Source organism: Burkholderia sp. BE17, from assembly GCF_009362305.1.
In the GTDB taxonomy this organism is placed as follows: domain Bacteria; phylum Pseudomonadota; class Gammaproteobacteria; order Burkholderiales; family Burkholderiaceae; genus Burkholderia; species Burkholderia pyrrocinia_C.
In genome coordinates, this window is sequence record NZ_WHNU01000024.1 from 63,213 (window position 1) to 75,167 (window position 11,955).

The window sequence follows — 11,955 nt, forward strand, 5'->3', positions numbered from 1 at the left end:
GCCCGCCCTCGTCCGCCCCCTCGTTCATGGATCACCTGTTCATCGGCCTCGTGCTGTGCTCCGCACTGCTGCACGCCATCTGGAATGCATTCCTGCACGTCAGCGAGGACCGGCTCGTCCAGCTCGGCACGATGTCGCTGCCGTATCTCGCGTTCGGCGTCGCCGGCGCCGTGCTGCTGCCCGCGCCGGCGCCCGCCGCATGGCCGTATGTCGCCGCGTCGGCCGCGCTCGAGATCGCGTACTGCTTCACGCTCGTGCGCGCCTACCGCAGCGGCGAGTTCGGGCAGATCTATCCGATCGCGCGCGGGATGTCGCCGCTGCTCGTGTCGGTGCTCGCGTTCGCGATGCTGCACGAGCGGCCGACGCCGTTCGGCTTCGCCGGCATCGCGCTAGTGTCGTTCGGCATCATGTCGCTCGCGCTGCGCCGCGGCTTCAGGTTCTCCGGGGAAGGCGTGCCGTATGCGCTGCTCACGGGCGTGTTCATCGCCGCGTATTCGATCTGCGACGGGATCGGCTCGCGCGTGTCCGGCAGCGCGCTCGGCTACATCGCGTGGGTGTACCTGCTGTGGAGCGTGCCGCAGCTCGTGCTCGTCTGCGCGCTGCGCGGCGGCCCGCGCGCGGTGCTCGGCTCGCGCAGCGCGCTCAAGCAGGGGGCGATCGCCGGCACGATCTCGCTCGCAGCCTATGCGATCGTGATCCTCGCGTACCGGCACCTGCCGGTCGCGACCGTGTCGGCGCTGCGCGAAACGAGTTCGATCTTCGCGGTCGCGATCGGCTGGTTCGTGATGCGCGAGCGGCCCGGCGCGCAGCGGCTCGCCGCATGTGCGCTGGTCGTGGCGGGTGCAGCGCTGATCCGGTTGTAGGCGCGCGGGCCGACGACCTTCGTCGCACCGACGCCCGGGATGCGGCCCGCGCATCTCGCCGCCCGCCCGTACGTTCCATCCGCGCCGCGGAGAGACGGTGGCGATCGACTCGCACTGCTCCGCGACGCAGCGACACCATCGACCATCAAGCAGCCACCGCCACCCCGCCGAACGCCCGCTCGTCGATCGCCTCCGCGAGCGTCGCGAATGCCGGCGCGATCTCGTCCTCCGGTACGCACGCATAACCGAGCAGCAGCCCCGACGCCGCGCGCCCGCGATCCGCGTAATAGCCGGACAGCGGCCGCACGACGATATTGCGCTCGAGCGCGGCCTGCGCGACCGCGCGATCGTCGACGCCTTCCGGCAATTGCGTGACGAGATGCAGCCCCGCGTCGCTGCCGAGCGCCTGCAGCGTGTCGCCGTAGCGGCGCGCGACCGCATCGAGCAGCACCTCGCGGCGTTGCCCGTACAGCGTGCGCATCTTGCGGATATGCGACACGAAATGCCCTTCCGCGATGAATTCGGCGAGCACGGCCTGCTGCAGCAACTGCCCTTCGCGATACAGCTCGGCGCTCGCGGTCGCGAAGCTTTCCGCGAGCGGTTCCGGTGCGACCAGGTAGCCGACCCGCAGCCCGGGGAACAGCGTCTTGCCGAAACTGCCGACGTAGATCACCTGCCCGGCCGTATCGAGACCCTGCAGCGACGCGAGCGGCCGGCTGCCGTAGCGGAATTCGCTGTCGTAGTCGTCCTCGATGATCCAGCAGCCGTGCTGGCGCGCGTATTCGAGCAGCATCCGGCGCCGCGCGAGGCTCATCACCATCCCGAGCGGATACTGGTGCGACGGCGTGACGAGCATCAGCTTCGGCGGTTCGGCGAGATCGGCGGCCGACGGCGCGATGCCTTCGTCGTCGACCGGAATCGGCCGCGTGGTCAGCCCCGACACGTTCAGCACGCTGCGCACGCCCCAGTAGCACGGGTCCTCGGTCCAGATCGCGTCGCCGGGATCGGTCAGGAGCCGCACCGCGAGGTCGATCGACTGGTGGATGCCGGTCGTGATCACGATCTGCTCGGGCGTGCAGCGCACCGAGCGCGACGTGCGCAGGTAGTCGGCCAGCGCCTCGCGCAGCAGCGCGAGCCCGCCGCCCGGCGCATAGGTCAGCAGGTCGGGGCGCAGGCGCCGCCAGTACTTGTTGTGCAGCCGTGTCCACACGCGCGCCGGAAATCGCGACACATCGGGCACGCCCGGCATGAACGCGCCGCCCTGGCGCTTCGACACGCCGGCCCCTTCGACGAGCCGCGTGCCGCGCGCGGACAGCCGCCGCGCGGACGGCAATACGACAGCCGGGCCGGCCGCCGCGTCGGGCGGCGCGCCGACGATCTCGTCCGGCGCGCTGTCGGCGACGAACGTGCCGCGGCCCGTCGCCGAGTTCACATAACCTTCGAGCGCAAGCTGTTCGTAAACCTGCGTGACCGTGTTGCGCGCGATCCCGAGCTCGGCGGCCAAGAGCCGCGACGACGGCACGCGCGTGCCGGCCGGCAGTTCGCGCGACAGGATCGCCTGTTGCAGCAGCCGGTGAAGCTGCCGGTAGATCGGCTGTTCGCCGCCGCGCACGAGGCGCTGCGCCAGCCAGTCCGACAACACGCTCGCGCGCATGATTGGCTCCTGAATATTTATTGAAATGGCTCTGATTGCCAGAGCCAAATGTGATTATAGTCGGCTCCATGGGCTGCCAACGCGCCCGATTTTCTACCCACCGGACAGAACATCAAGGAGATGACCGTGAAGAATGCCGACCTGCAGGCCCGCAAGAACGCCGCCACCCCGCGCGGCGTCGGCGTGATGTGCGATTTCTACGCAGCCCGTGCCGAGAACGCGGAACTGTGGGATGTCGAAGGCCGCCGCTTCATCGATTTCGCCGCCGGCATCGCGGTGCTGAACACGGGCCACCGCCACCCGAAGATCGTCAAGGCGATCTCGGATCAGCTGAACAGCTTCACGCACACCGCCTACCAGATCGTCCCGTACGCGTCGTACGTCGAGCTGGCCGAGAAGATCAACGCACGCGCGCCGGGCGACTTCCCGAAGAAGACCGCGTTCTTCACGACCGGCGCCGAAGCCGTCGAGAACGCGATCAAGATCGCGCGCGCCGCGACCGGCCGTCCGGGCGTCATCGCGTTCTCGGGCGGCTTCCACGGCCGCACGATGATGGGCATGGCGCTGACCGGCAAGGTCGCCCCGTACAAGCTGAACTTCGGCCCGTTCCCGGGCGACGTGTTCCACGCCCCGTACCCGACCGCGCTGCACGGCGTGACGACGGCCGACTCGATCAAGGCGATCGAGATGCTGTTCAAGGCCGACATCGATCCGAAGCGCGTCGCCGCGATCATCTTCGAACCGGTCCAGGGCGAAGGCGGCTTCAACCCGGCGCCGGCCGAATTCGTGCGCGCGCTGCGCAAGATCTGTAACGAACACGGCATCCTGCTGATCGCCGACGAAGTCCAGACGGGCTTCGCGCGTACCGGCAAGCTGTTCGCGATGCAGCACTACGACGTGCTGGCCGACCTGATCACGATGGCGAAGAGCCTCGCGGGCGGCATGCCGCTGTCGGGCGTCGTCGGCCGTGCGGACGTGATGGACGCGGCAGCGCCCGGCGGCCTCGGCGGCACGTACGCGGGCAACCCGCTGGCGGTCGCATCGGCGCACGCGGTGCTCGAGATCATCGACGAAGAGAAGCTGTGCGAGCGCGCCACGCAACTCGGCGACGTGCTGAAGGCGAAGCTGAACGCGCTGCAGGCCGACGTGCCGCAGATCGCCGACGTGCGCGGCCCGGGCGCGATGGTCGCGGTCGAGTTCCTGAAGCCGGGCTCGGGCGAGCCGGATGCGGAATTCACGAAGCGCGTGCAGGCGCGTGCGCTCGAGCGCGGCCTGCTGCTGCTCGTGTGCGGCGTGTACTCGAACGTCGTGCGCTTCCTGTTCCCGCTGACGATCCCGCAAGCCGTGTTCGACGAAGCGCTCGTGATCCTCGAGGAAGTGCTGAAGGAAACGGTCGGCGTGCCGGCCTGAGTTCCCGTCAACTGAATGCGCCGCCGCCGTCGTCAGGACGGCGGCGGCCGTTTCGTCTTTCATCTTCAAGGCAGGCTACATACACATGAGCACTGTTCAGGAAACCCTGGCACTGAAAGATCCGTCGCTGTTCCGCCAGCAGGCGTACGTCAACGGCGAATGGCAAAACGCATCGAACGGCGAGACGTTCGAAGTCCGCAATCCGGCGACGGGCGGCCTGCTCGGCACCGTGCCGGCGATGGGCACGGCCGAGACGCGTCACGCGATCGACGCCGCGAACGCCGCATGGCCGGCGTGGCGCAAGAAGACCGCGAAGGAACGCGCGGTCATCCTGCGCAAGTGGCACGACCTGATGATGGAAAACGCCGACGACCTCGCGCTGATCCTGACGACCGAGCAGGGCAAGTCGCTGGCCGAGGCGAAGGGCGAGATCGGCTACGCGGCGTCGTTCCTCGAATGGTTCGCGGAAGAAGGCAAGCGCGTGTACGGCGACACGATCCCGACGCCGGCGAGCGACAAGCGCATCGTCGTGACGAAGGAAGCGATCGGCGTGTGCGCGGCGATCACGCCGTGGAACTTCCCGGCGGCGATGATCACGCGCAAGGTCGGCCCGGCGCTCGCAGCAGGCTGCCCGATCGTCGTGAAGCCGGCCGAGGCAACGCCGTTCTCCGCGCTCGCGATGGCCGTGCTGGCCGAGCGTGCCGGCGTGCCGGCCGGCGTGTTCAGCGTCGTCACGGGCGACCCGAAGGCGATCGGCGGCGAGCTGACGTCGAACCCGATCGTGCGCAAGCTGTCGTTCACCGGCTCGACGCCGGTCGGCCGCCTGCTGATGGCGCAGTGCGCGGCGACGGTCAAGAAGGTCTCGCTGGAACTCGGCGGCAACGCACCGTTCATCGTGTTCGACGACGCGGATCTCGATGCGGCCGTACAGGGTGCCATCGCGTCGAAGTACCGCAACAGCGGTCAGACGTGCGTGTGCACGAACCGCTTCTACGTGCATGAAGCCGTGTACGACCAGTTCGCGCAGAAGCTCGCGGCGGCGGTCGGCCAGTTGAAGGTCGGTCGCGGCACGGAGCCGGGCGTCACGCAAGGCCCGCTGATCAACGAAGCGGCCGTGCTGAAGGTCGAGGCGCACATCGAGGACGCGCTCGCGAAGGGCGCGACCGTCGTGACGGGCGGCAAGCGCCACGCGCTCGGCCACGGCTTCTTCGAGCCGACCGTGCTGACGGGTGTCACGCCGGCGATGAAGGTCGCGAAGGAAGAAACGTTCGGGCCGCTCGCGCCGCTGTTCAAGTTCGGCAGCGACGACGAGGTGATCCGCCTCGCGAACGACACCGAGTTCGGTCTTGCCGCGTACTTCTACAGCCGCGACATCGGCCGCGTGTGGAAGGTCGCCGAAGCGCTCGAATACGGGATGGTCGGCGTGAACACGGGCCTGATCTCGAACGAAGTCGCGCCATTCGGCGGCGTCAAGCAGTCAGGCCTCGGCCGCGAAGGCTCGCACTACGGCATCGACGACTACGTCGTGATCAAGTACCTCTGCCTCGCCGTGTGACGGTTCAGCGCCTGTCGCTTCGGTGACAGGCGCTGACCGCCCGGCCGGAACCGGGCGGTCCGACGCGGGCCGGTACCCCTCTCCGCCGCGCCCGCGTCGCCTCTCCTCCCCGCGATCAGCGAAACACGTTCACCGCATCGACCAGCCGCGTCGCCTGCTGCTTCAGGCTCTCCGACGCCGCCGTGCTCTGCTCGACGAGCGCCGCGTTCTGCTGCGTGATGTTGTCCAGGTGCACGACCGCCTGGTCGACCTGCGCAACGCCCGTGCTTTGCTCGGCCGTCGACGAGCTGATCTCCGCGATCAGGTCCGACACGCGCTTCACCTGCGTGACGATGTCCTCCATCGTCTTGCCCGCGCCGTCGACGATCCGCGCGCCCGACTCGACCCGCTCGACGCTCGCGCCGATCAGCGTCTTGATCTCCTTCGCCGCGTTCGCGCTGCGCTGCGCGAGCGCCCGCACCTCGCCCGCGACCACCGCGAAGCCGCGCCCCTGATCGCCCGCGCGCGCCGCCTCGACGGCCGCATTCAGCGCGAGGATGTTGGTCTGGAATGCGATGCCGTCGATCACGCCGATGATGTCCGCGATCTTGCGCGAGCTGTCGGTGATGTCGTTCATCGTCGCGACGACCTCGCTTACCGCCTGCCCGCCGCGCCCGGCGGCTTCACTCGCCGACACTGACAACTGATTCGCCTGCAGCGCCGTCTCCGCGTTGCTCGACACGGTCGCCGTCATCTCGGCCATCGACGCCGCCGTCTGCTGCACGCTCGTCGATGCCTGTTCGGTACGCGCGCTCAGGTCGTTGTTGCCCTGCGCGATCTCGTTGCTCGCGCGCTGCACGTTGTGCACCTGTTCGCTGACATCGTCGACGAGCCAGCGGAACATCAGCCCGAGCTGGTTGATCGTGCGCAGCGTCATCCCGATCTCGTCGACGCGGTTCATCCGCACGCCGCTGCGGCTCTCGCCGGTCGCGACGCGCAACGCCTCGTCGCGCAACTGCATGAGCGGGCGCGCGATCTGCGCATCGAGCCACAGGCCCGCGGCAACGGCGGCGCCCGCCGTCACCGCCGCGAACGCCGCGAGCGGGCCGCCGGCCAGCCCGCATGCCCAGCCGCCGGCCACCACCACCGGCGCGAGCACGCACAGCGACGCATGGAGCCGCGCGCGCACCGACATCGTCTGGAACAGCGACGTGAAGCCCGCAATGCCCTTGCGGACGATCAGCCCCTTGTGAAAATGCCGGTTGCCCGCGCGCCCTTCGCGGAATTCCTTGTACAGCGCCTCGGCAGCGGCGATCTCGTCGCGCGACGCTTTCGTGCGCACCGACATATAGCCCTTCGGCTGCCCGTTGCGCATCACCGGCACCGCGTTCGCGCGCACCCAGTAATGATCGCCGTTCTTGCGGCGGTTCTTCACGAGCGCGGTCCACGGCTCGCCGCCCTTGAGCGTCGCCCACATGTCGGCGAATGCCTCCTTCGGCATGTCCGGGTGGCGCACCACGTTGTGCGGCTGACCTTCGATCTCGTCGGGAGAAAACCCGCTGACCTGGATGAATGCCGCGTTCGCATACGTGACATGGCTGTCGGCATCGGTCGTCGACATCAGCGTCGCATCGTCGGGGAATTCGAATTCGCGTTGCGTGACGGGCTGGTTGTTGCGCATGGTGAGGAGCTCCGGGTAGCGGATCTTGCGCCCGCTTGTCGATTGATTCGAGACCCCGCGCATTGCGGTCGATCCGCAAGCGCGTAGGTCATGCTCCTGCGCTTTCGGCAAATTCGGCGAAAACATTATGCTGCATTAGGGAAAATATGCATTGAATATGCATCATCTTGTTTTCACCAAACAATTTGTTTATGGATGAAATAAACCACCAGGCTGGGCAACGGTTCGACAGCCATTCGGCGGATTATTTCGCGCAATTCCCTCCGAGTCGATTCAATGGATGAACGCAAAATCCGAAATACGGACATCAGTCGTTTGGCGTATTTCGATTGAATCGAGAAACCTGAACTCGCATGGCGCGCGACAAGCCGGATGCATTGATCGGGCACGCATGTCGCGCGCGCCCGACGATCACCTGAACACGTTCACCGCATCCACGAGCCGAGTCGCCTGCTGCTTCAGGCTCTCCGACGCCGCCGTGCTCTGCTCGACGAGCGCCGCGTTCTGCTGCGTGATGTTGTCCAGATGCACGACCGCCTGGTCGACCTGCGCAACGCCCGTGCTTTGCTCGGCCGTCGACGAGCTGATCTCCGCGATCAGGTCCGATACGCGCTTCACCTGCGTGACGATGTCCTCCATCGTCTTGCCCGCGCCATCGACGATCCGCGCGCCCGACTCGACCCGCTCGACGCTCGCGCCGATCAGCGTCTTGATCTCCTTCGCCGCGTTCGCGCTGCGCTGCGCGAGCGCCCGCACCTCGCCCGCGACCACCGCGAAGCCGCGCCCCTGCTCGCCCGCACGCGCGGCCTCGACCGCCGCATTCAGCGCGAGGATGTTGGTCTGGAACGCGATGCCGTCGATCACGCCGATGATGTCCGCGATCTTGCGCGAGCTGTCGGTGATGTCGTTCATCGTCGTGACGACTTCGCTCACCGCCTTTCCGCCGCGCTCGGCCGCATCGCTCGCCGACACCGAGAGCCGGTTGGCCTGCAGCGCGGTTTCCGCGTTGCTGTCGACGGTCGCCGTCATCTCGGCCATCGACGCCGCCGTCTGCTGCACGCTCGACGCGGCTTGCTCGGTGCGTGCGCTCAGGTCGTTGTTGCCCTGCGCGATCTCGTTGCTCGCGCGCTGCACGTTGTGCACCTGTTCGCTGACGTCGTCGACGAGCCAGCGGAACATCAGCCCGAGCTGGTTGATCGTGCGCAGCGTCATCCCGATCTCGTCGACGCGGTTCATCCGCGCGCCGCGCCGGCTTTCGCCGGTCGCGACGTTCAGCGCCTGGTCGTGCAGCCGCTTCAGCGGACGCACGATCTGCGCGTCGAGCCACAACCCGGCCGCCGCCGCCACGGCGACCGTCACGCCGGCAAACGCCGCGAGCCCGCCGCCGGCCAGCCCGCATGCCCAGCCCGCGCCGATGACAGCCGGCGCCAGCACGCACGGCGCCGCATGAACGCGCGCACGCACCGACATCGTCTGCGACAGCGACGCGATGCGCAGCAGCCCGGTACGAATGACCAGCCCCTTGTGAAACCGGCGCTGGCCGGCCTTGCCTTCGCGAAACGCGCGATACAGCGCGTCGGCAGCGGCGGTCTCGTCGCGCGGCGCCCTCGTGCGCACCGACATGTAGCCCTGCGGCTCGCCGTCGCGCATCACCGGGATCGCGTTCGCGCGCACCCAGTAATGATCGCCGTTCCTGCGGCGGTTCTTCACGAGCGCGGTCCACGGCTCGCCGCGCCGGAGCGTCGCCCACATGTCGGCGAACGCCTCGCGCGGCATGTCCGGGTGGCGCACCACGTTGTGCGGCTGGCCGACGAGTTCCTCGTTCGAGAAGCCGCTCACCTGCGCGAACGTCGTGTTCGCGTACGTGATGGTGCCGTCGGCATCGGTCGTCGACATCAGCGTGACGTCGTCGGGAAAATCGAATTCTTGTTGGGTAACGGGCTGGTTGTTGCGCATGCAAGGCTCCGAAAGGCGGATCTGTCGTCCGCGTCGCGCTGAAATCGCGCTCAGTAGCCGAAAAACGGTTTATCGCTTTACGACGGTCTTCTTTTTTACTGTCGGCAATCCGGCGGAAAACCTTACCCTTTGCGCCCATGAAATATGCAATTCAGCCGGCACAATGATTTCGATCAAATAATCCGGCGATAGTCGCCGCGCGCGCTGATGCGCATGTCACAACGCGGAGCGTGTCAATACCGGCATTCGTTGCGAGCGGTGAAACGATTCGGCCTGACCTGCCTCATTCAACCGGCATTCGAATTCGATGAAAAAGGCTTTGCATGAACTGAATCGACGGCCCTGGAATACGGCGACAGTCGCGCATAACCGCCATAAAGGCGATCAGGCCGCCTTTTTCCGCCATGGCGGCTCGACGGAACGCGAGCTGCTCGGCGACGTCACGGGCCTGCGGCTCCTGCAGTGCAACGCAGGGCAGGACACGCCGAGCCTCGTGCGCGACGGCGCGGACGCGACGGGCGTCGGCATCTCCGACGAAGCGATCGGCTTCACGATCAGCGCATCGCCCGACCCGGCGCTGTACGCGCTCGCGCCGGAAGACATTCATCTGGAAAGGCCTGCGAACTGACGCACCGGCATGCGGGTGACGCGTAGAATTTCCCGCTTTGCCGCGGCTACCATCAGCCGACACGGAGAGCGAAATTGCAGAACGAACCGCAGCCGCAAGCCACGCCGAAGATCCTCGTCAGCATGTGCGTGATCGGTCATCCGGTGCGTTACAACGGCTCGGCCAAAACCGCCGCGCACGAGGCGCTCGAACGGTGGCTGCGCGAAGGGCGTCTCGTGCCCGTCTGCCCCGAACTGGCAGGCGGCCTCAGCGTGCCGCGCCCGCCCGCCGAAATCGCGGATGGCGAATCGGGGCAGCGGGTTCTGTCGGGCGCCGCACGCATCGTCGACGTGAACGGAACCGACGTGACGGCGCCGTTCGTCTCCGGCGCGCAAACCGCGCTGGCGCTCGCGCGCGCGCACGATTGCCGCTTCGCGATCCTGGCCGACGGCAGTCCGTCGTGCGGCAGCACCTTCCTTTATGACGGGAGTTTCGCGAACCGGCGGCACGCGGGCGCCGGTGTCACGGCGGCATTGCTGCGCGAGCACGGCATCGAGGTGTTCGCGGATACCGAGATCGACGCGCTCGACGCGCGCCTCAGGCAGATATCGCAGGCCGGTTAACGACAATGCGCGGCACGACGATTGTCGTGCCGCGCATCGTTCGGGGAACGGCGAAGCGACGCTTGTTCGGTCGCTTCGCCGCGTAACGCGGGTCAGACGCGTTCGATCGCGATCGCGATGCCCTGGCCGACGCCGATGCACATCGTGCACAGCGCAAAACGGCCGTTCGTGCGATGCAGCTGGTACATCGCGGTCGTCACGAGACGCGCGCCCGATGCGCCGAGCGGATGGCCCAGCGCGATCGCGCCGCCGTTCGGGTTCACGCGCGGATCGTCGTCGGCGACGCCGAGCATGCGCAGCACCGCGAGGCCCTGCGACGCGAACGCCTCGTTCAGCTCGATCACGTCGAACTGGTCGATCGTCATGCCGAGTCGCGCAAGCAGCTTCTGCGTGGCCGGCGCGGGGCCGATGCCCATCACGCGCGGCGCGACGCCGGCCGTCGCGATGCCCAGCACGCGTGCGCGCGGCGTCAGGCCGAAGCGCTTCGCGGTTTCTTCGTTTGCCAGCAGCAGCGCGGCGGCGCCGTCGTTGACGCCCGATGCGTTGCCGGCCGTCACCGAGCCGTCCGGGCGCACGACGCCCTTCAGCTTCGCGAGGGTTTCGAGCGACGTCTCGCGCGGATGTTCGTCGCGCGACACCACGACCGGATCGCCCTTCTTCTGCGGAATCGTGACTGCAACGATTTCCTCCGCGAGCGTGCCGTCCTGCTGCGCCCGCGCAGCCTTCTGCTGGCTGCGCAGCGCGAACAGGTCTTGATCGGCGCGGCTGATGTTGTAGTCGACCGCGACATTCTCGGCCGTCTCCGGCATCGAATCGACGCCGTGAAGCTGTTTCATCAGCGGATTGACGAAGCGCCAGCCGATCGTCGTATCGTAGATGTCGGCCTGGCGCGCGAACGCGCTCGCGGCCTTGCCCATCACGAACGGCGCGCGCGTCATGCTCTCGACGCCGCCCGCGACCATCAGCGCGGCCTCGCCCGACTTGATCGCGCGCGCGGCCACGCCGACCGCATCCATCCCGGAACCGCAAAGCCGGTTGATCGTCGAACCCGGCACGCCCTGCGGCAGGCCCGCGAGCAGCAGCGACATGCGCGCGACGTTGCGGTTGTCCTCGCCGGCCTGGTTCGCGCAGCCGTAGATCACGTCGTCGATCGCCGTCCAGTCGACGTCGCGGTTGCGCTCGACGAGCGCCTTGAGCGGCACCGCGCCCAGGTCGTCGGCGCGCACGCCGGACAGCGCGCCGCCGTAACGGCCGATAGGGGTACGGATCGCATCACACAGAAAAGCTTCGGTCATCAGTGTCTCCTGTCGATCAGAGTTGGCGCTTCAGCGCTTACTCTGATCCCATGGCGTGGTTGGCTGGAGTTGGCGCTTTAGCGCTTACTCCAACCCCACGGCGGTCGATCGGAGTTGGCGCTTTAGCGCTTAGTCCGATCCCATGGCGTGGTTGGCTGGAGTTGACGCTTTAGCGCTTACTCCAGCCCCACGGCGGTCGATCAGAGTTGGCGCGCTAGCGCCGGCTCCGGCCACATACAAGGCTGGGAAATGAACGGGCGCGCCCCTTGCATAACCCGCCGGGATGCGCTTAAATGTTCTATATACGAACATAAGATCGTGTATCGAACGTT

Annotated in this window: 8 protein-coding genes and 1 pseudogene; 5 read left to right on the top strand and 4 right to left on the bottom strand. The window is 67.5% G+C overall.

Going from position 1 to position 11,955, the window contains the following annotated elements; genetic code table 11:
• Nucleotides 1–26 precede the first annotated feature (26 nt).
• Nucleotides 27–863, top strand: a complete 837-nt coding sequence (locus GD429_RS21205; protein ID WP_152859596.1) for a DMT family transporter — start codon at nucleotides 27–29, stop codon at nucleotides 861–863.
• Nucleotides 864–1,008: 145 nt separating this feature from the next.
• Here GD429_RS21205 and GD429_RS21210 read toward each other — a convergent pair whose 3' ends face one another.
• Complete coding sequence (locus GD429_RS21210) at nucleotides 1,009–2,517, bottom strand: PLP-dependent aminotransferase family protein (RefSeq protein ID WP_152859598.1); 1,509 nt, start codon at nucleotides 2,515–2,517, stop codon at nucleotides 1,009–1,011.
• 126 nt (nucleotides 2,518–2,643) lie between these two features.
• Here GD429_RS21210 and GD429_RS21215 point away from each other — a divergent pair, with 126 nt between their 5' ends.
• Both GD429_RS21215 and gabD read left to right on the top strand, forming a co-directional pair.
• On the top strand, nucleotides 2,644–3,927 hold the full coding sequence (locus GD429_RS21215; RefSeq protein WP_105391109.1) for a 4-aminobutyrate--2-oxoglutarate transaminase: 1,284 nt from the start codon (nucleotides 2,644–2,646) through the stop codon (nucleotides 3,925–3,927).
• An 85-nt stretch (nucleotides 3,928–4,012) separates the two neighbouring features.
• Nucleotides 4,013–5,482, top strand: a complete 1,470-nt coding sequence (gabD, locus tag GD429_RS21220) for an NADP-dependent succinate-semialdehyde dehydrogenase (protein WP_034181738.1) — start codon at nucleotides 4,013–4,015, stop codon at nucleotides 5,480–5,482.
• Between the two features lie 115 nt (nucleotides 5,483–5,597).
• Here gabD and GD429_RS21225 read toward each other — a convergent pair whose 3' ends face one another.
• Both GD429_RS21225 and GD429_RS21230 read right to left on the bottom strand, forming a co-directional pair.
• The gene (locus GD429_RS21225; protein ID WP_152859600.1) at nucleotides 5,598–7,142 is read right to left on the bottom strand and encodes a PAS domain-containing methyl-accepting chemotaxis protein; all 1,545 of its coding nucleotides are present in this window, start codon (nucleotides 7,140–7,142) and stop codon (nucleotides 5,598–5,600) included.
• 411 nt (nucleotides 7,143–7,553) lie between these two features.
• Nucleotides 7,554–9,098, bottom strand: coding sequence for a PAS domain-containing methyl-accepting chemotaxis protein (locus GD429_RS21230; RefSeq protein WP_152859602.1), 1,545 nt, complete (start codon nucleotides 9,096–9,098; stop codon nucleotides 7,554–7,556).
• 307 nt (nucleotides 9,099–9,405) lie between these two features.
• On the opposite strand from GD429_RS21230, the pseudogene GD429_RS21235 reads away from it, so the two are divergent.
• Both GD429_RS21235 and GD429_RS21240 read left to right on the top strand, forming a co-directional pair.
• Nucleotides 9,406–9,684 (top strand): annotated as a pseudogene (locus tag GD429_RS21235) (SAM-dependent methyltransferase); the annotation flags it as partial.
• A gap of 116 nt (nucleotides 9,685–9,800) precedes the next feature.
• The gene (locus GD429_RS21240) at nucleotides 9,801–10,328 is read left to right on the top strand and encodes a DUF523 domain-containing protein (protein ID WP_152859604.1); all 528 of its coding nucleotides are present in this window, start codon (nucleotides 9,801–9,803) and stop codon (nucleotides 10,326–10,328) included.
• Nucleotides 10,329–10,420: 92 nt separating this feature from the next.
• Here GD429_RS21240 and pcaF read toward each other — a convergent pair whose 3' ends face one another.
• The gene (gene pcaF, locus GD429_RS21245; RefSeq protein WP_131949166.1) at nucleotides 10,421–11,623 is read right to left on the bottom strand and encodes a 3-oxoadipyl-CoA thiolase; all 1,203 of its coding nucleotides are present in this window, start codon (nucleotides 11,621–11,623) and stop codon (nucleotides 10,421–10,423) included.
• Nucleotides 11,624–11,955: the final 332 nt, after the last annotated feature.

What these genes read in the sequence shown, in the direction of transcription:
- GD429_RS21205 (WP_152859596.1), top strand. Translation starts at nt 27, where the DNA reads ATGGATCACCTGTTCATCGGCCTCGTGCTGTGCTCCGCACTGCTGCAC.
- GD429_RS21230 (WP_152859602.1), bottom strand. Translation starts at nt 9,098, where the DNA reads ATGCGCAACAACCAGCCCGTTACCCAACAAGAATTCGATTTTCCCGAC.
- pcaF (WP_131949166.1), bottom strand. Translation starts at nt 11,623, where the DNA reads ATGACCGAAGCTTTTCTGTGTGATGCGATCCGTACCCCTATCGGCCGT.
- gabD (WP_034181738.1), top strand. Translation starts at nt 4,013, where the DNA reads ATGAGCACTGTTCAGGAAACCCTGGCACTGAAAGATCCGTCGCTGTTC.
- GD429_RS21225 (WP_152859600.1), bottom strand. Translation starts at nt 7,142, where the DNA reads ATGCGCAACAACCAGCCCGTCACGCAACGCGAATTCGAATTCCCCGAC.
- GD429_RS21210 (WP_152859598.1), bottom strand. Translation starts at nt 2,517, where the DNA reads ATGCGCGCGAGCGTGTTGTCGGACTGGCTGGCGCAGCGCCTCGTGCGC.